The organism is Inconstantimicrobium porci (assembly GCF_009696465.1).
Lineage (GTDB): Bacteria > Bacillota > Clostridia > Clostridiales > Clostridiaceae > Inconstantimicrobium > Inconstantimicrobium porci.
Genome location: NZ_VULX01000011.1, coordinates 62,777 through 85,569, shown reverse-complemented (window position 1 = coordinate 85,569; position 22,793 = coordinate 62,777). Strand labels below are relative to the sequence as shown.

Below are 22,793 nucleotides of genomic sequence, written 5' to 3'. Positions count from 1 at the left end.
AATATAATAGAAAAAAATTTTAGGAGATGTACGTTGAATATAAAGTTTAATTATAAAAGTAACAAATTAAGCACAATGAGAACTATGAACATGATTCACAATTATTGTGATGTGAATAACATAGAAGATTTAAAGAATGTTTTAAAATATGCAAAAGAAAACAGACTAAAAATATTAATTTTAGGTAATGGCAGCAATACATTGATTGGCGATCTGCCAGATAATATTTTAGTTATTAAGATAAATATGAAAAATGTTGAGATAAAGGATAATATAATTACAGCAGAGTGTGGAGCTATGCTTCCATATGTAAGTAATTTATGTGCTAATAATTCTTTGTCTGGTTTGGAATGGGCTGCACAGATTCCAGGCAGCATAGGTGGAGCTGTAATTATGAATGCAGGAGCTTTTAGATCTGAGATTATTGATGTTATAGAAACTGTAACAGTTATGGATTATAACGGAGTAATTCATGAACTAAATAAAAGTGATATAGAACACGGAAATAGATGGACTAACTTACAAGAAAAAGAGCTTATCGTTATAAATACAAAATTAAAGCTTAAGCATGATGATAAAGATGAAATAAAGAAGAGGATACACTCATATATGGAATACAGACTAAAGACTCAGCCAAAGGGATGTACTTTAGGATCAACATTCAAAGGACATTATGATGAAGTGCAGGACAAAAAGATTGCAGCAGGATTGCTTATTGATCAATGTAATTTAAAAGGTTTGTCTTACAATAACGTAGTAGTTTCAGATAAGCATGCTAACTTTATTATGAATAATGGTGAATCAGATCCAGAAGATGTACTAAAACTTGTAAGTAAAGTTAGAAACACTGTTTTTGAAGAAACAGGTATAAAGCTTGAACCAGAAATTAGGTTGTGGTTTAGCAAGGAAACTCTTGAAAAGTACGATTTGTTATAATTGAACCATATAGCAGCACTTATGTAGTTCTTTTGACTAACAGAGTATATTCAAGCAGAGATAATATAAAAATAAAGAAATCAGGAAAACAGTGAGAAATATAGTGTTTTCTAATGTTTTATGAAGGGAAAAAATAAATGGCAAGTACAAAATATGAAGAAAAATTAAGCACAGATAATATGATTAAACTAGTATTTAAAATGGCTATTCCATCTGTTGCTGCCCAGGTTGTAAATCTTTTATATAGTATAGTAGACAGAATATATATTGGACATATTCCTAATATAGGTACTAATGCACTTGCTGGTGTTGGAGTTACAAATTCCATAATAATTCTTATTGCAGCATTTGCACAGATAGTAGGCGGAGGAGGGGGGCCGCTTGCAACAATAGCCTTAGGAAAGGGAGACAGAAAAAGAGCAGAAAAAATCCTTGGAAATGGATTCTTTCTTCTTATATTCTTTGCAATTTCAGCATCTGTTGTTACATACATATTTATGAATCCAATTCTTATGACTGTTGGAGCATCATCAAATACAATTACTTATGCTGTTGATTATTTGTCAACATATTTATTAGGGACAATATTTGTAATGATGGCAATGGGTCTTAATACTTATATAAGTGCACAGGGACGACCAGGCATTGCAATGCTTTCAGTAATAATAGGGGCAGTAGTTAATATTATACTTGATCCTATATTTATTTACGTATTTGAATTAGGAGTAAAAGGAGCAGCAATTGCAACTATTATTTCTCAGTGCTTAAGTGCATTATGGGTATTAAAGTTCCTTTTCTCACAAAAGGCATCTCTACAGATAAAAATGTGTTATATAAAACCTGATTTCAGGATAATAGGTTCAATGGTTTCGCTTGGAATTGCTCCGTTTATTATGGCAAGCACAGAAAGCCTTATTGGTTTTGTTATGAATGGAACTTTAAGCAAATATGGTGATATTTATGTAAGTGCTCTTACAGTAATGCAAAGTGCAATGCAGATAATAAGTGTTCCTATTGGCGGTTTTTCACAGGGATTTATACCTATTGTAAGTTATAACTATGGCCATAAAAATATGGACAGAGTAAAGCAGTGTTTTAAGATAACTGCAGTGGTTATGGTTTCATTTAATTTTATTGGTACATTACTGATAATTATTTTCCCTAAGGTTGTCGCTGCAATATTTACAAAAGATGTTTTATTAATAAATAAAGTTTCAGAAATGATGATGATATTTTTAGCGGGAATGACTATATTTGGACTTCAAAGAGAATGTCAGAGTATGTTCCTGGCATTAGGACAAGCAAAGATATCTTTGTTTATAGCACTATTGCGTAAGGTGTTTTTGCTAGTACCTCTTGTTTTAATACTTTCAAGGTTTATAGGAGTTAAAGGAGTTTTTGCAGCGGAAGCAGTTGCTGATGCAACAGCAGCAATTTTATGTACCATAATATTCCGGATTAAGTTTCCTAAGATACTTAAAGCAAATAAATAATTATTTTGGTGATAATGTGAATGAAAAACTTAAAAATGTAACTATAAAGAATCTGCTGACACATACATTAGGTTTATCTGAAAGGACATATTTAAAGCAGTTTGGAAACAACAAAGATGATATTATAAGAGGTCTCTTAAATGATGACCTGCAGTATGAAGTGAATTCTACAGTTGCATATAGTAACAGGGGCTAGATGATTCAGGAATCTTTTAAAAATCAGACAGAGGGAATGAATGAAGCTAGAGGACTGGGATGGCAGATAATTGAGGATGATAGTATAAAGTGCACTGTTGTTGGACATCTTGGCTTTACAGGAACAAGCATCTGGATTGATCCAAAGAGAGGCACTTATGTAATCCTTCTTACTAACAGGGTACATCCAAGCAGGGAGAAATATCATATACCTTATTTAAGAGAATTATTATAACTACTAAGTAAATCGCAATTTGAATAAGTAACACCTTATAGGTAACAGGTCAAAGGTCTCAAGTCACAGGTTAGGATGAAACTTTCCTAACGGACAGTTTCTAAAAAAGAATAAGTCAATTTATAATAGATGCCAATTATGGCTCGGTGGTTTAGAGATGTACTCAATTAGAATTGAGAAATCTGTTTAGGATTTCATCCTAAATTTTTAATTTATATATGGTAAAAGGGTTGTGGGGGAGAATTTATGAAAAATAGACTTTTTATAGTAGAGGGTGTGCCTTGTATTGGTAAGACATCTACTGCAGAATACATATCAAAATTGCTAAATGAAAATGGTCATAAAACATTGTATTTTCCAGAAGGGGCAGAAAATCATCCAGCTGATTATGAATTTGATGCTTTCATAGGCAATGATGATTTTAAGAAGTTTTCAGAAGATGAACAGGCGGTATTGCTTAAAAGTGCAGAGATAAAGAAAAATGGTTATGTTATTTCACTTGCTATCATTACCGGTGAGTTGTTTGATAAAGTGATAAAATATAAGATATACGACATGCTTGAATGGGACAAAGAGTACCTGAATGTCTTAAAGCAAGACAGAAAAGGGAACTGTATATATTGGACAAGTTACCAGTAGATAAGATCATAATAGAAGATCCGTTTAAAGACTGGGATAAGACATATGAAAGAATTAGAGATTGTATAAATAATAATCTAAATAAATGGAAGTGAGTTATTTATGTATCTATATCATTACTATGATAAAAAACAGCAGCCTTTTTTAAATTTATCAGATTTGTCTGTGGATGAAGCTAGAAGTGTATTGAATAAAATTAAAAAAGAAAAGCCTGATACTATGGCAGCAAAAAGAAGTCTTTCATATGTTGAGGATAGGCTTTCTTTTGAGGGGATGCTGAGAGATAAATTTATTGAACAGGGCGGAATTATTAAGAGAAGAGTTCCTTATTATATGGTTGTTGAAGAGTGTGTATGGCTCAGTTCATGGTTTGAGGATAGTGCGTACATAAAGATTGATGTAAATGAATTCGATTTGAGAACAGTTTCATTTACATATGGGGATTCTCATCCAACTTTTAGTCCAAGAGTGAATGATGGAAAAGAATATAGAAAAAAGCTGTATTTTTATGATGATATAATTAAGCTTATTGATAAGTATGGGCTTCCGCAAGATTGGAATGCAGATGGAAAGTATGGACCAGAAAGATATATTGAGGCGCAGATATGGAGCGATGAAACTGTATTGAGATATATTAAAGACTGTAACTTTACCAAGTCACACGTTATAGGTCACAGGTCATAGGTTAGGATGAGACTTTCCTTACGGACAGTTTCTAAGAAAAAATAAGTTAATCGATAATAGAGTCTGATTTTGGCTCAGCGGTTTAGAGAAATAAACTATTGGAATTTTAGAATTAACAAACGTAATACAGTTAATTCTATCCTTTTCTGTGACATGTGACCTGATATCTGTGACCTTATTTATAAGTTTTATTTATTGAGTAGTTTATATTTATGTATAGATGATAAAAAACAAGTATTTTTAAATTATGGGGGGCTATGAAATGAGATTTACAATACTACATACTAATGACGTACACAGTCGTTTCGAGAATTTTGCAAGGATTAGTACTAAGATAAAGAAGATGAGAGATGGGAATACTCTTGTGCTTGATGCTGGAGACTTTCATGATTTTATGGACTTAATGCTGCAGGGGACAGATGGACAGGCAGGTGCCAAGTTACTTAAGGAAGCAGGTTATGATGCACTTGCTATTGGCAACAATGAAATGTTTGAAGGTGTTGATAAAATGCATTCAATGACAAGCAGTACAGATTTACCATTCCTTTCATGTAATCTAGTTAAAAAAGATGGAAGCTATCTTAAATATGTAAAAAGGAGCGTTATATTAGAAAAATCAGGTGCGAGATTTCTTGTTATTGGTGCATCACCAGATTTTAAAGAGTTTCTTGATCTTATGGATATGGGTACTCTTCCTTATAAGAAAGCCATACAGAAAGAAATTGATGATAATAAGGGAAAATATGATGTTTGCATACTTCTTTCTCACCTTGGACTTAGAGAAGATGAAGAGCTTTTAGAAGTTGTAAAAGGTATAGATATTGTAATAGATGGACACAGTCATGTTTTAATGGATAAACCACATGTGGTAAAAGATATAAAACTTCATATGTCAGGCTGCTATGGTGAATATTTAGGAGTAGTCTCATTTGAATATGATGGACAAGTTCATGATGTTACAGCTGAAAATATTAAGGTTAAGGATGAGGAAATGGATGAAAATATTCTTGAGATTATCAGCACTAACAGGAAGAAAGCCATAGAGACTTTAAGCACACCACTTTACAGTATTGATAGAGATTTGTATCACGATGTTGTAGAAGAAAATCCTATGACTAACTTCCTTGCTGATGCTTTAAGAAATTTACTAAAAACTGATCTTGGAATAATCAATAGTGGAGTTTTAAATGGTGGCATTAGAAAAGGTGAAGTTTCTATGAAGAAGCTTATTGAAATATGCCCATCACCACTTAATCCAACTTACATGGAAGTTCAGGGGAAGGATATAAAAGAAGCTCTTAACATGTCACTTGACCATGATTTATGCTACAAAGACGGAAGAGGCGCTGGCTTTAGGGGAAAATACCTGGGAAGACTTCATGTTTCAGGTGCAGTTATTGAACATGATGGAAAGAGTGTGAAGAGAGTACTTATTAATGGCAAAGAAATTGAGGATGAAAAGTACTATACAATTGCTACTTCAGATTATCTTGAAAGAGGCACAGGTTATACTCCTCTTGGAGAAAACAGAAATGTACGATATGATATTGATTTTTTAAGAATAACTTTAAAAAAGTATTTATGCAGAAAAGAATTTGTAGATAATGCTTTTATAGACAGGTGGATAATATCTTAAAGAAAAGCATGATATAAAGTTATGCTTTTTTCATTGTTTTAATTATTAAATTTCTTTACATACATCAACCCACATAGTTGCATTAGAATACTGTTCAAGTTCATTTAATGTTAATTTAACAGCACTATGTTCATTTCCAGCTGCAGGATATACTATTTCGTTAGCTTTTAATGATTCATCTAGATAAACTGCTACGTTGTTTTTGATTGCAAAAGGACAGACACCACCCATATTATGACCTATGTATTCTTCAATCATAGAAGCAGGTATCATTTTTGCTTTTTCATGAAAATGTGACTTATACTTGGAATTATTAATTTTGACGTTGCCTGCACAGACAATCATTACTGGTTTTTCTTTCACTAAAAAAGTCATGGATTTTGCAATTTGTTTAATTTCACATCCAACTGCCTTAGCGGCAAGTTCAACTGTTGCAGTAGAATCATCTAAAACTTTTATTCTATCTTCAAGACCTATATTTTTAAAAAAGTTTTTCACTTTGTCCAGAGATATTATTATCACCTACATTTCATATAATTTGTTACTTGTTAGGATTTGCAAAGTTTAATTTTATATACTTATACTTTAACACTTTTTAACTGATATAGAAACTAATAGTTAGGGGCTTGTGCGATCATATCGGAAGGTATCTTTATCTGACAACAGAAGGAGATGATTTTGAAGGAAGAGGATTTGAACCTGATCTGCTTGTAAATTCAAAAGATGCTCTAGACAGAACATTAAAGATGATTAAATATTATAATATTAACGAAAGACATATGAAGAAACGACTTGGAGAGACTGTAAGGAACGACGTTGGCTTCGGAATATGTCTTTCACTTTAATAAAATTTTTTATAGATGCTATTTTAGATATTTTTTATTGTTAATATTATACATTATTATTTTGTAAAAAAGTACAGTTAATAAGAAGAATTTTACATTTAGATATATTGTTATATGAATATGAGATGTATAATTAAATTATTAATTTGTTTAAATAAGGGGAAAATGGACATAATGGAAATAGAGAGAAAATGGTTATTTGATATGAAAAAGGTGCCAGTAGAGTTGTCTAAAACTGAAACTTATTATACTCAGAGTTATTTATCAATTAATCCTGAAGTCAGGATAAGGAGCAAGCGTGTGAAGAATCTTGAAACATCAGAGATTTCAGATATAACTTATAAGTTATGTATTAAAGGCGAAGGCACACTTGTAAGACATGAAATTGAAAAGGAATTATCAAAAAGTGAATATGAAGAGCTTCTTGAAGTTGGTAACATTGATAAAGATAATGTGGTTACTAAGACTTACTACAGAATACCAGTAGATGAAAAGCATGAGTTAACTGTTGGTACTGTAGATGAAGGAAAGGATAGTCAGTTCTCTTATGGTGAAATAGAGTTTGAAAGCGAAGAAGAGGCTAGAAGCTTTAAATCACCTGAATGGTTTGGACAGGATGTGACTGAAGACAAATCATATAAAATGAAAAATTATTGGAAGAGGACAAGGGGGTAATATATTGGAATTGCTCGATATAGTAGATCAAGGCGGAATGCCTACAGGAAATGTTAAAGAAAGAAGTAAAGTTCATCGTGATGGTGATCTTCACAGGACTTCACATGTGTGGATAGTGCGTGATAATGATAAGGGCGGAATTGATGTGCTTCTGCAGAAGAGAAGCAGAAATAAAGATTCATATCCAGGCTGTTACGATATCTCATCAGCTGGTCATATTCCAGCAGGTTCTGATTTTGTAGAATCTGCAGTTAGAGAACTTAATGAAGAACTTGGCATAAAGGTTTCTGAAAATGATCTTGAAGAGCGTGGCATGAGAATGATACATTATGATGATATATTTCATGGACAAAGGTTTATTGATAATCAGATTACTAAAGTATTTAGAATAAAGATGAATGATCTTAATATTGAAACGTTAAACTTACAGAAAGAAGAAGTGGAATCTGTAATGTGGATGGATCTTGATAAGTGTGAAGAGAACGTTAAAGACAATACTATAAAACACTGCATATATGTTGAAGAACTAGAAATGCTTAAATAATTAAGATTGAATGAATTTAAAATTTAAGATTTAAAATTTAGAATTTATGATATAAACATATCAGAGTAATCAGATAAGAATTGTATAGTATTTATGCATTGATAAGAAATAGTAGTATTAAGGAGTCTATCAGAGATAAATCTTCTAGGCTGTGAAAGATTTTTAGATAAAATAATGTGAATGCGTCTTTGAGCACTGCTTCGAAAATTAAAGTAGACGGCAGAGGGAACTCCCTTTATAGAGTTGAGGTATGATATTGTACCAAACCAAATGAGATACTGAAACATATTATTGTTTTTAGTAATTAGAGTGGAACTGCAGAGTAACTCCTGCCTCTAGTATTTTAGAGGCAGGAGTTTTTTAATGCTTAGATATTGTGATATGTCTGTGATGATAAATAAATATCGGGATGTGATTTTATGAATTCATTGAATTATTTTAATGAAATAGCACCAAAATGGAATGGCGGAGTTGTATCTTTTGCTTTAGGACAAGATATAGATTATAAAAAGTTTCTCTGTTGGAATAGAAAATATTGATGACTTAATACAGGATATAAAAAATGCTATAGATACAGGGAGAATTAATTAGATAATATTAATTAGATAATATTAATTGAAGAAGGGATATAAAATGAATTATATAATTTACTGTGCCTACTAAGTTCTCTGAAGAAAAGCAGCAGTTAATGAGAGCATTAGGTGCTCAAATTATAAATACACCTAGGGAACAAGGAATGCTGGGGGCAGTTAAAAAGGCGGAAGAACTAAAAGAAACTATAAAAGGAGGTGTGATTATTAATCAATTTGAAAATAAGGACAATCCAAGAGCGCACTATGAAGGAACAGGCAAGGAGATATATGAAGATTTAGATGGGAAAATTGATTATTTTACAGCAGGTGCAGGTAGTGGAGCAACTTATAGTGGCATAATGAAATATTTTAAGAAAAAAATAAAAATATAAGAGGAGTTTTAGCTGATCCTATTGGTTCAACAATGGGAGGAGGGGAAGAGGCTCCATATAATATTGAAGGCATAGGCAATGATTTTATTCCAGGAACAATGGATATGAATCTTGTAGACGATGTTATCAAGGTTACTGATGATGAAGCCTTTAAAGGTGCTAAACTGCTAGCTAGTAAAGAAGGAATTATAGTAGGTTCTTCATCTGGAGCAGCACTTGTTTCTGCACTGAAGATAGCAGAAAAAATTGAATCAGGCAATATAGTTACTGTTTTTCCAGACAATGGTGACAGGTATCTTAGTAAAGGTATATATAATTATGTTGATTCAGCAATAAATTAATATGGAAAATGAGTGTATTTATGTAAAGTTACTATTTCCTGTATTGGTGCAGAAATATCAAAAATGATATTTCTGTTTTTTTGGCAATCGAAATGGCAAAAAAAGTCGAAAAAAATAATAAAATAACAAAAAATATGTTGGAAATTAATCTAAAAAAAGCAAAATGATAAAAAAATCATAAACTACTGGAAAGAAGTTTGATTATATTATATTATAATATGAAACAAATAGAAAATGCTTTGGAGGGACTTTATGAGAAAAAAATATTCTTTGAAATCTATGTTATTTGCAATTATTATGTTGCTTGTAATGTCAGTTATACTTATAATAAATATTTTTTCTTTAGCTAATGATAAAAGTGAAACTGATAGAAATTATAATCAAAATGGGAAACTACTTTTATCAATTGCAAAAAATATGATTGATACAGAAATAAGTAGATATGAAAATATATTAAAGACATTATCAGAAGGTGGAAACTATTCTGATTTTACGGATTTAAGAAAAGAAATGAAGTTACTAGATAATAATGATTTCAATATATTAAACATCTACTATACAAATGAATCTGATGGAAGTGATGTTCAGTCGTTAGATGAAGAGTTGCCTGAAGGATATGATTCAAAATCAAGACCTTGGTATAAACAATCTGTTGAGAATAAGGATGATTATATAATACAAAGTCCATATTTAGATTCTGCGACAGGCAAGAATGTAATAACAATATCTAAAGCAGTTGTTGAAAATAATACAGTAATAGGTGTTTTAGGTTTAGATATTGAGCTAACTCAATTAAGTAATCAGCTGTCAAGTATAAAATATGGTACAACTGGACAAGTTATAATTTCTGCTGAAGATGGTTTTATAATTTCAGCTACTAATAAAGAAAAAATTGGTGGACAGGAAGTTACTAAGTATTCTATCTGGAATGATGTTATAAAGAATAATGATGGAAAAACAAAATTCTCTTATAATGGTAAGAAGTATAGGGGATATTACAGCACATCAGAAAAGACTGGCTGGAAGTTAATGCTTAATACTGAAGTTGGGGAACTAAATGATTCTTTATATAAGAGATTAAGATTAACAGTTACAATTATGGTTGCTATAATAATAGCAGCAATAATCATTGTTAAAATTGTTACTAAGGGTATCGACAGAAGTCTTAATAAATTATCTGATATGATGCAGAAGGCATCAGAAGGTGATTTTACAGAGGATATTGATTTAAATTCAAAGGTGAAAGAATTCGCTATACTGGAAGAAAGTTGTAATAAGATGAAGAATAATTTATCATATCTTATTGGCAACGTAAATGAATCAGTTAATAATGTTGATGATATTGTTGTGAACTCAATGAGAATGAGTAGTGAGATATCTTCTGCTATTGACCAGGTAGGAGCTACTATGGGAGAAATAGCTGGTGGAACTAATCAGTGTTCAATTGATCTTGAAGGCATAGTAGTGAATATGCAGCATTTATCAGATTCTATAAATATGATAAATGATAAAACTAATAATGTTAATAGAGCTGCTTCTGAAACTAATGATTTAGGAAGCAAGGGTATTGATATTGCTGAGCTTGTGCTTGAAAAATCAAATCAGACAAAAAATAGTACAGAGCAGGTAAGCAGAGTAGTTGAAGAAGTATCTAAGAGTATTGAAAAGATTCAAGGAATAAATGATACAATCAGTGATATAACTGAGCAGACAAATCTTCTTGCACTGAATGCAGCTATAGAGGCAGCAAGAGCAGGTGAAGCTGGAAAAGGATTTGCAGTTGTTTCTGGAGAAATAGGAAAACTTGCAGAAGAAACGGCAGCTTCAGCAGCAGAGATAAGCAAGATAATTAGCGATATAAATATTATTACAAAGACTGCTGTAGATAAAGTTGTTGAAGCTTCAAATTATGTTAATGAACAGGAAAAAGCAGTCATTGATTCGCAGAGTGTGTTCTCAGAAATTGTTTCATCAGTTAAAGGTTTAAGCAATGAAGTAGAAAGTATTACAACTAGTATTACTGAAATAGGAAGCATGAAAGATAATGTACTTCAAAAAGTGGACGGACTTTCAGCACTACTTGAAGAAACAGCAGCGGGAAGTGAAGAAGTTAGTGCTTCAGCACAGGAAATAGATGATTCTGCAAACAAGTTTGTAAAAGACTTTGATTTATTAAAAGATAAGTCAGACCAATTAAAAGAAAATATATCACAATTCAAATTTTAATCAGAAATTTTATACTGTTATTAGTACTTCCAGCGTGTTTATGGGGAGTATTGGTCAAGATTAATAAAGTGAAATTCTATTCCATTTTTAATTAAATAATAGATTAATGAGCACAATGCACATTGATGAAAGATGATTTCGATTCAGTGCATTGTGCTCTTTTAAGATTATCATTAATTTATATGTTATATTTATGCCAATTTTACGTTTTTCCTTCATTTTTTCTAGGAGCAATAAAGTCATGCTTATCTAGATTTGTATCCCATGGAATGCTGTAAATACCATTAGGATTATTTTTTTCTGCTTCATAAGCTAATTTTCTACTTTCTGGTGAAGTTTGCATAGCTCCATTCCAATAAGCTAGTCCTAAAAAATAGCTGTTCATCATATGGTCCCATGATGAATAGTTAGCCTGTAAAACTCTGCAGGCATCAACACTAATTTTTATAGCTTCTTCATAATTTATATAACCAGCAGCGCCTATAAATTTCATAGTAGGAGTAGACATTTCTCTATACTGATCCATTCCTCAAATTAATTATTTTCATTATTTTCTCAAAACTTATCTTGAAACCCCCATTGCTTTTACGATATAATTTTAAAGCAGAAGAAATATTGTCGAATATTGCAGATAGTATATTTCATATACTATCTATAGATTAACAATATAGATTTACTAAGGAGGAAAAAATGAAAGATAAGTTATCAAAAGAAGCATATGGTGGCATTCAGGGCAAAGATTATGTACCATATGTGAAAGATAAAAGCAAGAGCGGTATTAACATAGCTGTACTTATAATTGGAAGTATACTTGCGGCACTTTTTGCTGCGTCTACAGCTTATTCAGGAATGAAGTCAGGCCTTACAGTGGCAGCTGGTATTCCTGGCGCAATTATTGGAGCAATGTTTATAAAGATATTTGCAAATACCAAAGGTATTTTAGGAAAGAATATCGTTCAAGGTATGTCAAGTGGAGGAGAATCTATTGCTAGTGGTATGATATATGTTTTACCTGCAATAATTCTTATAGGCAGCAACTTTACGTTCATGGAAGGACTAGTAGTTGGTATTGCAGGAACATTATTTGGAATTGGAACTGTATCGCTTGTTTACAACTATCTTATAGTTGATGAACATGGAAAGCTTATGTATCCTGAATCAATGGCTATTTCAGAAACACTTGTAGCTTCTGAAGCAGGTGGAGATTCAGTTAAGTATATGGGAATTGGTATGGGAATTAGCGGTATTATCAATGTACTTACAGGTTCATTCTTCAATGCTATAAACAGTACAGTAACGTATTTAGGAAATAAGTTTTATAAGTGGAAGTTTTCACTTGAAGTGAATCCTCTTCTTTTAGGTATAGGATTTATAGTAGGAATTGAAGTATCACTTCAGATGTTTGCTGGATCAATACTTGCAAACTTTGGTATAGCACCACTTATAGGATACTTTACAGATCTTGCTGATCATAATGTGGCTACATGGAATGATGCAGCAACTATGCTTCATCAGATGGATGCAAATGCAATAGCATCTAGCTACGTAAAATATATTGGAGCTGGAATGATGTTATGTGGAGGTATCATTGGAGCTGTTAAGCTTATACCAACTATCGTAGTATCAATAAAGGAAACTTTAAAAGCTAAACCATCAAATGGCGAAGTAACTGAAAAAGATCCTGGCGAAATGATTAGTCTTTTTGTAGGAATTGCAGTGCTAGCAGTAGCTGCATATTTTATCTCAGGAAGTATCTTAATGGCTGTACTTGCAGCAATAGTATCATTAATCCTTGCTTTATTATTTGTAATAGTTTCAGCAAGACTTACAGGAACAATTGGAACTTCAAACCTTCCTGTTTCAGGAATGACAATAGCTTCACTTGTTATACTTACATTAGTGTTCCTTATCATGGGATGGACTAAGCAGACAGACAACAAGTCATTATTATTATTTGCGTCATTCATGGTTGTTGCAATTTCAGCAGCTGGTGGATACAGCCAGTCACAGAAGGTTGCATTTGTAATTGGCGGAAGCAGAAAAGAAATGAGAAGATCATTTGCAATTTCAAGCATCATAGGTGTTGTAGTTGTAACTGGTACAATTCTTATTTTATCTTCACAGCTTTCACAGACAGGAGCTGATGCACAGTTTGCACTTCCACAGGCAAACTTAATGTCAACTCTTACATCTGGAATAATGTCAGGAAATCTTCCATGGCCAATGATTATAACAGGAGTAGTTGTAGCATTATTCTTATACATGCTTAACTTACCTATAATGACTATAGCTATAGGATTCTATCTTCCAATATCAACAAGTAGTATAATTCTTGTTGGTGCATTAATTAGATTATTCATAGAAAAGATGAGCAAGAATAAAGAAGATGTTGAAGCTAAGGTTTCAAACGGAATCAGCCTTTCATCTGGACTTGTAGCTGGAGGATCAATAATCGGATTACTTGGAATAATACTTCAGGTAACTGGCGTAATTACACCAATGACTCCATCAGGATTCTTTGCATCAAACGGAATGGCGTTATTGCTTCTTGTAGTGCTTGTAATAGCAGTAACTGTTCCTATAGCCTCTTCAAAAAAGAAAGCATAATAATTTAAAAAATATTATATTAAAATATAGAAAATAGCAGTTTACGAAGAAATTCGTAGGCTGCTATTTTTGTTAAATGAAGATTAGAGATATGAGAGAAGAGATAAGAGAACAGGATGAAATCAGCATAGCTTTGCTAGCTGATTTCTAAATTATAATGGAGGCAAATCCCCTAAACCTTCTGAGGGATTGCTGAACGCAATTCCATTTTAAAAAGCCGTATATATCTAATCTTCTGTTGTGTATATATAAAAAAATGTTGTATATATACAACATTTATTGTATTATATAACCAAGGGAGGAATTAGTATGTTAAGAAAGCAGAAAATTTTTAATACAAAATTAAAGGTTTTAAGGGCTGAAAAAAATATAACTCAGGAAGATCTTGCAATAGATTTAGGAGTTAACAGGAGTACAATCTCAGAAATTGAAAGAGGAACTTTTAATCCATCATTAAAGTTAGCTTTTTCGATTGCTAAATATTTTGATAAAAAAGTAGATGATGTTTTTGAAATTTTGGAGGTAGACGATAATGAATAATATACAACAAATTACTTTTTCACTGCATTTAATTTTAACAGTGCTGTTATTTTGCTGTTATATAGTGATTGTAGTCATGGAACAGGATGAATTAGAAGAAAGGGCACAGGGTCATGCATTAAAATATTCAAATTTATTAACACTTACATCCCTAGTTTTATATGTATTATATAAAGCAATGACAGGTAAGATTGAATTTTCACCACATGTAGTATTAGTAATTGTTAATGTTTTAAATTTAACTTATTTCTTATTTAGATTCCTTTACATGAAAGGAATTGAGCTGTCTTTTAGAATGAAAAATAAGAAAGCGGCAGATATTATATGCTATATATCAACTGGTATAAGTGTGATTACAACTATTACATCTGCTTTAAAGATAAAAATATTTGAGATACCTGGCAGTCTATTAAGAGCAGACACAGCAGTACTTATCGTCAACTTTATCATTATTTCAATAATGATAGGTGTTTATCCTAAGCAGAAGAATGTAAGCAGAAAAGAGTACAAAGAAAGAAAAGAAATGGCTGAGAAGTACTCAAAGATATTTACTATAGTTTATGGAATTTTCATAATAGGAATGGTGGGTTATATAATATATAGAGCTTGTACAAGATAATCATTGATAGTAATTAGTAATAAAAATAACATATGGATGTAAAAATAACTTTATGCAGATAATAAAAAGGCGTTCGCCAAAGTTAGGTGAACGCCTTTTATATTATTTAATGTGTTAAATGCTTGCTGTCTGTTTCTGTTCAGACTGCAGCTTCTTAAGATTATTTAGTTCGTAGTATGCAAGCACTAATGTTACTATTGCTGCCACAAGGTCAGCTATTGGACCTGCATACATTATTCCATCTATGCCTATAAACCTTGGAAGTATTATTATAAGCGGAATCAGAAATAATATCTGTCTTGTAAGTGATAAGAATATACCTTTCTTAGGTTTACCGATTGCAGTAAAGAAGTTAGCTGAAATTGGCTGTATAAAGTTTAAGAAAGTAAAGAACAGGAATATCCTGAAATATGCTTCTGCAAATTTAAAATACATTTCTGATCCAGAACCAAATAGAGAGATAATTTGTCTTGGTACCAGCTGGAATGTGATAAATGCAATAACTGAAATGACAGCTGCACGCTTCATTGCAAGTATATATGCGTCCTTTACACGGTCGTACTGCTTTGCTCCATAGTTGAAACTGGCAATTGGCTGTAGCCCTTGAGCAATACCAATGATTACTGAAAAGAAAATCATGTTTACCTTCATTATTATTCCTGAGCAGGCAAGTGGTATTGATGAACCATACTCAGATAATGCTCCATAATAAGTAAGCGAATTATTTTGGACAATCTGTAGAATCATTAGTGCTATCTGATTGATAAATGGAGATGCTCCTAGCGATATTATTTTTTCTACATATTTAAACCTTGGTATTATATGATCTATTTTTAAATGTACAGTTCTACAGTTTATCAGATATCTAAAAGCTAAAAATGCAGAAAATATCTGCCCCACAATAGTAGCTATAGCAGCGCCTGCCATGCCCATGTTAAGTCCGAATATAAGAATTGGGTCAAGTATTGTATTGATTAATGCGCCTGAAAGATTGATAAACATAGTGTATTTTGGGCTGCCGTCAGCACGAACTAGATGACCGCCTCCATTTGCAAATATTAAAAATGGAAATCCAAGTGATGTTATTATTGAATAAGTTTTTGCGTAAGGAAGTACATCAGAAGGAGAACCAAAAAATTTAAGCAGAGGTACGGCAAAAAGTTGTACGATAATACACATTATAAGCCCAGATATAAATAATAATGATGCGGCATTTCCAAGATAGTAGGCAGCTTCTTTTTCCTTTTTAGCACCCATTGAAAGATTAAAAGTTGATGCACCACCTATTCCAAGCAGTAGTGTTAATGCGACGCATGATGTTGTCAGTGGAAATACGATATTAGTTGCAGCATTTCCTAAAGTTCCAATGCTTCTTCCTATAAAGAACTGGTCCACTATATTGTAAAGAGCGCCGACAATCATGGCAATTATACTAGGCACAGCAAAGTCAAAGAGAAGTTTATTTACAGGTGCATTGCCAAGCCTGTTTCTTTTGTTTGTACTCATTATACCATTCTCCTTATAAGTTTTATTTTATATTCTTATTACATAGAAATTATAGTCCAATGAAAAGTTAATGTCTAATATGTGAAACAAAATAAATTTTTGACATGCAACTATTAATAGACAAAATATAACATCTGCAATCTTATAAGTTTCATCAGCATTTTTGTCAGGTATAAGACAAATAAATTCTTCTCCGCCATAACGACCTGTCCATCCTGATTCCTGTGCTGCCTTTTCGTCAATAATTGATGCAAAGCATTTAAGCATTTCGTCGCCACATAAATGACCATATGTATCATTTATACATTTAAAGTAATCTATATCACACATTCTTTACAATTTTCTTCTAAGATTGCCTTATCAAAGTCAAAGAAATTATAAGTTCTTCAAAATATTTTTAATTAATATATAATAAAGTATAAAGAGAAAGATATAATGGAGGTATAACAATGAGAGAAGTATCATTTGATGAATTTAAGGAGAATGCTTTCAATCTCATAGGAAAAGAGTGGTTGATAAATGCTATCCGGATAAAGACTTTCATGTTATGTATGTAGTTGAGATTGAAAAAATCTTAGAAAATTAAAGTGAATAGGATTTAAGGGGAGAAAATACATGGAATTATTTATCTATAAGACATTTAATGAATGGTATAAGGATAAGGCTACAGAAGTATTAGAAGGTAATATTCAGAGTCCAGCGGATGGACTTATTGCAATTGACACAGTTGAAGATGGTAAAACATATAGACAAATATTTTCTACGAAAAATAATTTTGCAATTGTATATAAATATCCTTATGGATTTATGCCTACGTCAAGAGAAATAAATATATATACAGATTGCGATTCATGGAAAAAGTGTAAGCCTATAATAAGCTTTAAAGGTGAAGTGTGCGAAGATGAATGCAGTGAGGGAAGATGTGTATTCATTAATGAGCATGGTTTTAAACATTATATATCACTTGATGATATATATGCAGTAACATATGAAAGGTAAAGCTATGAATTTATGTGAAGTAGATTTAATAAACGTATATAGAAAATGGAAAAGAAACCTTGGAGTTTTCAGATGTTTTTTTAGAAGCTCGCCATTTGTTTCTTTAAAAACATATGATGATTTTATCCTTGATGATTTCAGGGATGAACTTAGTGATAATTTAATTAACAAAGTTCTGAACAACTATAAAGATGATTATTTTACTATAATAGATTTGGAATTTGATGAAATACTAAATTTATCTGTTAAGCTTAATAATGAGTATAATATTAAGCCAATACTTAATGTGAATTTATTGTTTAATGACTTTGGACTTATCGGCACAAAGAGGAATATAAGCAATCTTATAAACTGTGGATTAAGTTTAAAAGAAATAAAGAGCAGTAAGTATATTATGATAATTCCTTATGAGAGATATATAGAAAACATCAATCTTTTACAAGTAGAGGATAAACTTAATAATCAGTATGAGTTAACAGATGAAGACCTTCCAGAGAGTGAAACACTTAAAAAACTTAATTATAAAGGTATTACAATAATAACTAAAGAAAAAGTCAAAGATGACTTGATGAGTTATATTGAATATATGAAAAAAAGTATTGATGTAAAATTAGTAAGGATGGATTAAATATGAAGGATATTAAGGGTATGCTTAAGAAAAATAAGAAAAAGGCTCTGGCTTTTGCTGTAATTACAGCCTTTTCTGTATCAATGGCAAGCACATTTGCTGGATGTAACAATTACGACGACGAAGATGATGAAGATGAGGATTCAGGATATCATTCAAGCGGTGGTGCAACTTACTGGCACTCATTTAATGGTGTATCTTCAGGAGGTAAAAAAAGTGGATCTAAGTTTTCATCAGGGAGCAAGTCTTCAGGATATTCAGGGGCAAGGGGAGGTTTCTCCAGCTAAATCCTGGAGTATTGTTTATGAAAAATCAGCTTAAATTTACAGAAGACGTACTTTTCAATAATTATATGGTTAGTTCTTCAGTTGAGGAATTTGTACATTCACAGATTCCTTTTTTTATCGACAAAAATATATGCGGCAATATAAGAGCCTATAGTGAAGAAATCAACAGAATATCACTGAAAGTTTTAAGTGAAATAAATGGCAGACATAAAGAGTTATTAAAATATGTTGATGATTTTCCACTTAAGAAAAAAATATTTGCTTTAAAATGTCCTATGTCGCGTGTTTACTGGACAAGATATGATACTTTTATAGATACAAATGATGATATCTATTTTGCGGAGTTTAATTACGACAAGCCATGTGGTCAGAAGGAAATTGCGTTAACAGGGAAAGAAGAGTTTAAGGGAAACTTAAATGAAGGCTTTGAAGAAAGGCTAAAAGATTATCTTATAGAGATCAGCCGCGAATTCGTGCAGGATGAAAAGATTAATGTAGGCTTTCTTATGGACCCTGCTCATTATGAAGAATTTCACCACAGTTATTATTTTAAAGATATCTTTAAGGATACATGTATAAATATCATCCCTGTGGGTACAAACAATTTATCAGTGATTGAGGGAGATGTTTATGCTTTCTCAAAGATAAAGGTTAAGGTAATACTTAGAATGTTTCCTGCTGAATATCTTCAGGAAGTTAATAATATTGATGAAATCTTAGACTGCTTTAATGAAGGCAGAGTGCTGATTGTTAATGATCCAAGAATTATTGCCATACAGTCTAAGGGGTACTTTGCATATCTTTGGGATTTAGTTAAGCGTGATTCTAATCTTTTGAGTGCTGTTGAAAAGAAGACTATAGAATCATGCATTCCTTATACGGAAATCCTGAGTAAAGACAACTTAGCTCAGTGCTTAAACAGAAAAGACAAGTATGTAGTAAAAGCATGTCTTGGCAGATACAGTGAAGAGGTTTATCTAGGTAAGCTGTATAACGATGATGACTGGAATAAGCAGCTAGAGGCTGTTTTGTCTTGTGGTAAAATGCATGTCCTGCAGCATCTTATTGATATAAGGCAGGAGCACTGTTATGCACCTGATTATAATAACAGGAATACTCCTCTTACTGCTTATGGAAACTTTGGTGTGTACATTATGGACAATAAATCATGCGGTATTCTTGTAAGATGGAGCAGCAGTTTGTTGACTAATGATGATTACACATGGATGTCACCACTTGGTGAAGACGAGTATCCATTAAAGATAGAAAAAAGACATTTTGATACTGAAGAAAAAAGAGTGGATTTTTATGAAGATTTAAGTGAAGAACTTGCTTTTAAATATGATTATACAGGACCTTATACAAATATTCTTGAGTATATTTCTCTGGACAATATGATTATCAAGAGAAGCCTATACAATGAGATGAAGGATGCAGGGCATAAGTTCTGCAGCATCTTGAAAAAGGTGTGCCCTCACATTAAAGAAAATCTTGAACTTTTTGGACCGATACTAGGAATTCCAGAGAGACTTTATAAGATGATAGAAATATCCTCTACTTCTGAGCTCTGCGCTGTTGGCCGTATAGACTTTGCTGTGGATGATCTGGGAAAACTTAATATACTTGAATTTAACTCAGAAACTCCAGCTGGTTTTGTAGAGTCTATGGGCATAAATTCAATAATGAAATCAAGACTTTATATAAAGCAGGAAGATCCAAATGTAAATTTGAAAAATAGTATTAAGAATGTGCTGAAAAATATTATTAACGAAATTGAAAAACATAAGCACGTTAAGAATATTGCAGTTGTTATGTCATGGTATTACGAAGATATTTTCAATACTAATGTTATAAGTGAAATCCTCAAGGAATGCGGCAGCTATAATATCATCTTTGGCAACATTTATGACATGAAAGTGATGGATAATAAGATTTATCTTTATGGCAATGAGATTGATGCAATTTACAGATATTATCCTCTTGATTGGTTCTATTATGATGAGGATATGAGAAAGTTTATTGAGCCGTTAAGTACTTCGGAGTACTTGATAAATCCAGCCCATACTCTTATAAGCCAGTCTAAGGCACTGTTTGCAGTTTTATACGAGCTTATTGGCAAAGGAATACTTGATAATTCAGAAGAACAGTTTATAGAAAAATATATACCATATACTACAATTCAAAAGGATAAAAAACTATCTCATGATTTTCTGGCTAAGCCATACCTTTCAAGAGAAGGAAATGACATAGAAGACAGCTTTAAAGAGATTGATGAGGACAAGGATTATATTTATCAGGACAGGGTTAATATAAGACCTCTAAGATTAACTGAACACACATGCCTTGGGGCAGAGGAAAAATTCCAGTTTCCTATTATAGGAGCTTATATTGCTGATGATGTGGTTTGTGGCATTTACACTCGTATGGGGGAAGCAGTAACAGATATAACTGCAAAATATGTTTCAACATATATAGAATAGATTTGAGATTAGAAATAAGAGAGAAGAGAAAGGGACAAAATTCATCCTCCTCAACTGTTCGTTGTTATCTTAAACTGTTCAACTTTTAGCAAACAAAAAAATTTGTGAAATAATATAAATAATCTTTATCTTTAGAAACTCTGTAAGAGTTTCATCCATTCAGGAACAGTACTTTCTGCAAGGCTTACTTCTATTAGTGAGCCTTCTTTTATATACTTTTCTACAGAAGATTTTATCATGAAGCTGAAACCAAGATTTGCTTCTAAAAACGGCACTACATTGCTGATGATGTTGATGTCCAGCGGGTACATATAATTTTCAGGGATTATCGAATGAAGCCAGTTATCAAATGACTCTGTAAGAATTCCTGATGCTAATAGCGGCAGAGACTTTAGCTCTTCATTTGTGACTGATTGTTTTGCAAGGCTGTTATCTGCACCTGTAACTAGGATAATCTCGTCTTTAGCAAAAGGCTCACAGATTAATTTCGGAGACTTTGTACTTAAATATGTAAAGGCAATATCCAGCTGGTTATCCTGAATCAGTGGAATAAGATTCTCGCTATGTTCAATAGTGACTTTTATTGCAATGTCCTTATTCTTTTCCATGTAGTCAACAATCATATCCTGCACGTGGTCATCGTACAGTGAATGCACCACACCTATGTGCAGCGTGTCTTTAAAAGTCTCAGGAGATTTCATTTTAAAAAGAGCAGTATAATTCATAAAATCGATTATTGTTATTTAATATATTCGTTATACAAATGGCAAATCCTTCTTTATAATTTATTTTATGCAATATAATTAAATAAACAGGGGGAAAAAGATATGAAGAATATGGTTTTACTTGTTATAGATGTACAGAATGCATTAGTAGAGGATCAGCCATATAGATGTGAGGAAGTTATTCAAAATATAAAAAGTCTTATTGATACTGCAAGGAGCAATGATGTGGAAGTACTTTATGTCTGCCATGATGATGGCAAAGGCAGTGAACTTGAAAAAGGTACATATGGCTGGCAGGTTTATGATCTTATTGCACCAGTTCAAGGAGAAAAGATTATAGATAAGAATTTCAACAGCGCTTTTCATAGGACTAAATTGAGAGATTACCTTGAAGAAAAGAAAATAAAAAGTTTGATGATTATAGGTATGCAGACTGAATACTGTGTTGATACTACAATAAAGAGTGCTTTTGATTATGAATATAAAATGTACATACCTGAAGGAGCTAACACCACTTTTGATAATGATCGCTTATCTGGAGAAGTAATTCACAGATTTTATAATCAGGATATCTGGGACAAGCGATTTGCAGATGTGATTTCAATGGATGAAGCATTAAAAATTATAAAAAATAAATAATTAGAACTAGCTTTTAAGATAGCTGATGCTTTTGGTGTACCAATAAATGAAGTTTTTGAGTATAAGGAGGATTAATATTATGAATGACAAAATTGTTATTTTATCTTTAGTGATTCTTCAGTTATGCACATTGCGCTTTATATAATGTTCTTTTGGGGAATAAGAAATGCTGTAGAGTTGTTTTCATCATTATATTTTGATAAGCATCTTTAATTTCTTTTCCAGTTTAACTTCGTGTTAAGATTGTATAAAGAGTCTTTATACAATATTTATACCGTAAAATGAATAAGGACATTTTCTTAATAAGAATTCTGATACCATAATTATAAAGGAAGGTGACAATAATGACT

General features: G+C 31.9%; 24 protein-coding genes, 1 pseudogene and 1 other annotated feature. Of the genes and pseudogenes, 20 read left to right on the top strand and 5 right to left on the bottom strand.

Annotated features, from left to right (window positions below):
• Nucleotides 1–33 precede the first annotated feature (33 nt).
• From murB to FYJ33_RS09010, 7 genes are all read left to right on the top strand, one after another.
• Complete coding sequence (gene murB / locus FYJ33_RS09040) at nucleotides 34–936, top strand: UDP-N-acetylmuramate dehydrogenase (protein WP_154531420.1); 903 nt, start codon at nucleotides 34–36, stop codon at nucleotides 934–936.
• 137 nt (nucleotides 937–1,073) lie between these two features.
• Nucleotides 1,074–2,429: an MATE family efflux transporter gene (locus FYJ33_RS09035; protein ID WP_154531419.1), complete on the top strand. Its 1,356-nt coding sequence runs from the start codon at nucleotides 1,074–1,076 to the stop codon at nucleotides 2,427–2,429.
• 16 nt (nucleotides 2,430–2,445) lie between these two features.
• Entirely contained in the window at nucleotides 2,446–2,625 is a 180-nt protein-coding gene (locus FYJ33_RS09030) for a serine hydrolase (protein WP_154531418.1), read from the top strand.
• A complete protein-coding gene (locus FYJ33_RS09025; protein ID WP_154531417.1) occupies nucleotides 2,626–2,859 on the top strand; it encodes a serine hydrolase domain-containing protein in 234 nt (77 codons plus the stop codon). It begins immediately after the preceding gene.
• Nucleotides 2,860–3,105: 246 nt separating this feature from the next.
• Nucleotides 3,106–3,498, top strand: a complete 393-nt coding sequence (locus FYJ33_RS09020; RefSeq protein ID WP_154531416.1) for a P-loop NTPase family protein — start codon at nucleotides 3,106–3,108, stop codon at nucleotides 3,496–3,498.
• 165 nt (nucleotides 3,499–3,663) lie between these two features.
• Nucleotides 3,664–4,182, top strand: a complete 519-nt coding sequence (locus FYJ33_RS09015) for a hypothetical protein (RefSeq protein ID WP_328598676.1) — start codon at nucleotides 3,664–3,666, stop codon at nucleotides 4,180–4,182.
• 262 nt (nucleotides 4,183–4,444) lie between these two features.
• Complete coding sequence (locus FYJ33_RS09010; RefSeq protein WP_154531414.1) at nucleotides 4,445–5,818, top strand: bifunctional metallophosphatase/5'-nucleotidase; 1,374 nt, start codon at nucleotides 4,445–4,447, stop codon at nucleotides 5,816–5,818.
• 45 nt (nucleotides 5,819–5,863) lie between these two features.
• On the opposite strand, the gene FYJ33_RS09005 is transcribed toward FYJ33_RS09010, so the two are convergent.
• Nucleotides 5,864–6,316, bottom strand: a complete 453-nt coding sequence (locus tag FYJ33_RS09005) for a YbaK/EbsC family protein (RefSeq protein ID WP_407928903.1) — start codon at nucleotides 6,314–6,316, stop codon at nucleotides 5,864–5,866.
• Between the two features lie 128 nt (nucleotides 6,317–6,444).
• Here FYJ33_RS09005 and FYJ33_RS09000 point away from each other — a divergent pair, with 128 nt between their 5' ends.
• The 5 genes and pseudogenes from FYJ33_RS09000 (at nucleotide 6,445) to FYJ33_RS08975 (ending at nucleotide 11,413) form a co-directional block, all read left to right on the top strand.
• Nucleotides 6,445–6,663 carry a hypothetical protein gene (locus FYJ33_RS09000; protein WP_154531413.1) on the top strand — a complete coding sequence of 73 codons (219 nt, stop codon included), beginning with the start codon at nucleotides 6,445–6,447 and terminating at the stop codon, nucleotides 6,661–6,663.
• 174 nt (nucleotides 6,664–6,837) lie between these two features.
• Nucleotides 6,838–7,338 (top strand): CYTH domain-containing protein, encoded by a 501-nt coding sequence (locus FYJ33_RS08995; RefSeq protein WP_154531412.1) that lies wholly within the window; start codon nucleotides 6,838–6,840, stop codon nucleotides 7,336–7,338.
• A 4-nt stretch (nucleotides 7,339–7,342) separates the two neighbouring features.
• Entirely contained in the window at nucleotides 7,343–7,882 is a 540-nt protein-coding gene (locus tag FYJ33_RS08990; RefSeq protein WP_154531411.1) for an NUDIX hydrolase, read from the top strand.
• Between the two features lie 89 nt (nucleotides 7,883–7,971).
• Nucleotides 7,972–8,222 (top strand) — a binding site (T-box leader).
• A gap of 306 nt (nucleotides 8,223–8,528) precedes the next feature.
• Nucleotides 8,529–9,187: pseudogene (locus FYJ33_RS08980) on the top strand (PLP-dependent cysteine synthase family protein); the annotation flags it as partial.
• Between the two features lie 252 nt (nucleotides 9,188–9,439).
• A complete protein-coding gene (locus tag FYJ33_RS08975; RefSeq protein WP_154531410.1) occupies nucleotides 9,440–11,413 on the top strand; it encodes a methyl-accepting chemotaxis protein in 1,974 nt (657 codons plus the stop codon).
• Nucleotides 11,414–11,615: 202 nt separating this feature from the next.
• On the opposite strand, the gene FYJ33_RS08970 is transcribed toward FYJ33_RS08975, so the two are convergent.
• On the bottom strand, nucleotides 11,616–11,939 hold the full coding sequence (locus FYJ33_RS08970; protein WP_154531409.1) for a DUF1266 domain-containing protein: 324 nt from the start codon (nucleotides 11,937–11,939) through the stop codon (nucleotides 11,616–11,618).
• A 164-nt stretch (nucleotides 11,940–12,103) separates the two neighbouring features.
• On the opposite strand from FYJ33_RS08970, the gene FYJ33_RS08965 reads away from it, so the two are divergent.
• The 3 genes from FYJ33_RS08965 (at nucleotide 12,104) to FYJ33_RS08955 (ending at nucleotide 15,179) form a co-directional block, all read left to right on the top strand.
• Nucleotides 12,104–14,020: an OPT family oligopeptide transporter gene (locus tag FYJ33_RS08965; RefSeq protein WP_154531408.1), complete on the top strand. Its 1,917-nt coding sequence runs from the start codon at nucleotides 12,104–12,106 to the stop codon at nucleotides 14,018–14,020.
• A 309-nt stretch (nucleotides 14,021–14,329) separates the two neighbouring features.
• On the top strand, nucleotides 14,330–14,560 hold the full coding sequence (locus FYJ33_RS08960) for a helix-turn-helix transcriptional regulator (RefSeq protein WP_154531407.1): 231 nt from the start codon (nucleotides 14,330–14,332) through the stop codon (nucleotides 14,558–14,560).
• Entirely contained in the window at nucleotides 14,553–15,179 is a 627-nt protein-coding gene (locus FYJ33_RS08955; protein WP_154531406.1) for a hypothetical protein, read from the top strand. The genes FYJ33_RS08960 and FYJ33_RS08955 overlap by 8 nt, the downstream gene beginning before the upstream one ends.
• A 114-nt stretch (nucleotides 15,180–15,293) precedes the next feature.
• On the opposite strand, the gene FYJ33_RS08950 is transcribed toward FYJ33_RS08955, so the two are convergent.
• A complete protein-coding gene (locus tag FYJ33_RS08950) occupies nucleotides 15,294–16,685 on the bottom strand; it encodes an MATE family efflux transporter (RefSeq protein ID WP_154531405.1) in 1,392 nt (463 codons plus the stop codon).
• A 27-nt stretch (nucleotides 16,686–16,712) separates the two neighbouring features.
• The gene (locus FYJ33_RS08945) at nucleotides 16,713–17,015 is read right to left on the bottom strand and encodes a GGDEF domain-containing protein (RefSeq protein ID WP_154531404.1); all 303 of its coding nucleotides are present in this window, start codon (nucleotides 17,013–17,015) and stop codon (nucleotides 16,713–16,715) included.
• Between the two features lie 285 nt (nucleotides 17,016–17,300).
• Between FYJ33_RS08945 and FYJ33_RS08940 the strand changes: the two genes are divergently transcribed.
• Genes FYJ33_RS08940 through FYJ33_RS08925 form a run of 4 tightly spaced genes read left to right on the top strand, consistent with a single transcriptional unit; the run spans nucleotide 17,301 to nucleotide 21,079 of the window.
• Nucleotides 17,301–17,684, top strand: coding sequence for a hypothetical protein (locus tag FYJ33_RS08940; protein WP_154531403.1), 384 nt, complete (start codon nucleotides 17,301–17,303; stop codon nucleotides 17,682–17,684).
• Nucleotides 17,674–18,312, top strand: coding sequence for a normocyte-binding protein (locus tag FYJ33_RS08935; protein WP_206046655.1), 639 nt, complete (start codon nucleotides 17,674–17,676; stop codon nucleotides 18,310–18,312). Before FYJ33_RS08940 ends, FYJ33_RS08935 begins: the two co-directional genes overlap by 11 nt.
• Nucleotides 18,313–18,314: 2 nt before the next feature.
• Nucleotides 18,315–18,599: a hypothetical protein gene (locus tag FYJ33_RS08930; protein ID WP_154531402.1), complete on the top strand. Its 285-nt coding sequence runs from the start codon at nucleotides 18,315–18,317 to the stop codon at nucleotides 18,597–18,599.
• Between the two features lie 17 nt (nucleotides 18,600–18,616).
• Nucleotides 18,617–21,079, top strand: a complete 2,463-nt coding sequence (locus FYJ33_RS08925; RefSeq protein ID WP_154531401.1) for a glutathionylspermidine synthase family protein — start codon at nucleotides 18,617–18,619, stop codon at nucleotides 21,077–21,079.
• A gap of 131 nt (nucleotides 21,080–21,210) precedes the next feature.
• Here FYJ33_RS08925 and FYJ33_RS08920 read toward each other — a convergent pair whose 3' ends face one another.
• Nucleotides 21,211–21,804 (bottom strand): substrate-binding domain-containing protein, encoded by a 594-nt coding sequence (locus FYJ33_RS08920; protein WP_154531400.1) that lies wholly within the window; start codon nucleotides 21,802–21,804, stop codon nucleotides 21,211–21,213.
• A gap of 102 nt (nucleotides 21,805–21,906) precedes the next feature.
• Between FYJ33_RS08920 and FYJ33_RS08915 the strand changes: the two genes are divergently transcribed.
• Nucleotides 21,907–22,443, top strand: coding sequence for a cysteine hydrolase family protein (locus FYJ33_RS08915; RefSeq protein WP_154531399.1), 537 nt, complete (start codon nucleotides 21,907–21,909; stop codon nucleotides 22,441–22,443).
• Nucleotides 22,444–22,793 lie beyond the last annotated feature (350 nt).

Excerpts from the sequence above, each read along its gene's own strand:
- FYJ33_RS08995 (WP_154531412.1), top strand. The coding sequence starts at position 6,838 with ATGGAAATAGAGAGAAAATGGTTATTTGATATGAAAAAGGTGCCAGTA.
- FYJ33_RS08915 (WP_154531399.1), top strand. The coding sequence starts at position 21,907 with ATGAAGAATATGGTTTTACTTGTTATAGATGTACAGAATGCATTAGTA.
- FYJ33_RS08955 (WP_154531406.1), top strand. The coding sequence starts at position 14,553 with ATGAATAATATACAACAAATTACTTTTTCACTGCATTTAATTTTAACA.
- FYJ33_RS09025 (WP_154531417.1), top strand. The coding sequence starts at position 2,626 with ATGATTCAGGAATCTTTTAAAAATCAGACAGAGGGAATGAATGAAGCT.
- FYJ33_RS08935 (WP_206046655.1), top strand. The coding sequence starts at position 17,674 with ATGAAAGGTAAAGCTATGAATTTATGTGAAGTAGATTTAATAAACGTA.
- FYJ33_RS08975 (WP_154531410.1), top strand. The coding sequence starts at position 9,440 with ATGAGAAAAAAATATTCTTTGAAATCTATGTTATTTGCAATTATTATG.
- FYJ33_RS08920 (WP_154531400.1), bottom strand. The coding sequence starts at position 21,804 with ATGAATTATACTGCTCTTTTTAAAATGAAATCTCCTGAGACTTTTAAA.
- FYJ33_RS09020 (WP_154531416.1), top strand. The coding sequence starts at position 3,106 with ATGAAAAATAGACTTTTTATAGTAGAGGGTGTGCCTTGTATTGGTAAG.
- FYJ33_RS08930 (WP_154531402.1), top strand. The coding sequence starts at position 18,315 with ATGAAGGATATTAAGGGTATGCTTAAGAAAAATAAGAAAAAGGCTCTG.
- FYJ33_RS08945 (WP_154531404.1), bottom strand. The coding sequence starts at position 17,015 with ATGTGTGATATAGATTACTTTAAATGTATAAATGATACATATGGTCAT.
- FYJ33_RS08950 (WP_154531405.1), bottom strand. The coding sequence starts at position 16,685 with ATGAGTACAAACAAAAGAAACAGGCTTGGCAATGCACCTGTAAATAAA.
- FYJ33_RS09035 (WP_154531419.1), top strand. The coding sequence starts at position 1,074 with ATGGCAAGTACAAAATATGAAGAAAAATTAAGCACAGATAATATGATT.
- FYJ33_RS08925 (WP_154531401.1), top strand. The coding sequence starts at position 18,617 with ATGAAAAATCAGCTTAAATTTACAGAAGACGTACTTTTCAATAATTAT.
- FYJ33_RS08960 (WP_154531407.1), top strand. The coding sequence starts at position 14,330 with ATGTTAAGAAAGCAGAAAATTTTTAATACAAAATTAAAGGTTTTAAGG.
- FYJ33_RS08965 (WP_154531408.1), top strand. The coding sequence starts at position 12,104 with ATGAAAGATAAGTTATCAAAAGAAGCATATGGTGGCATTCAGGGCAAA.
- FYJ33_RS08970 (WP_154531409.1), bottom strand. The coding sequence starts at position 11,939 with ATGGATCAGTATAGAGAAATGTCTACTCCTACTATGAAATTTATAGGC.
- FYJ33_RS08940 (WP_154531403.1), top strand. The coding sequence starts at position 17,301 with ATGGAATTATTTATCTATAAGACATTTAATGAATGGTATAAGGATAAG.
- FYJ33_RS09010 (WP_154531414.1), top strand. The coding sequence starts at position 4,445 with ATGAGATTTACAATACTACATACTAATGACGTACACAGTCGTTTCGAG.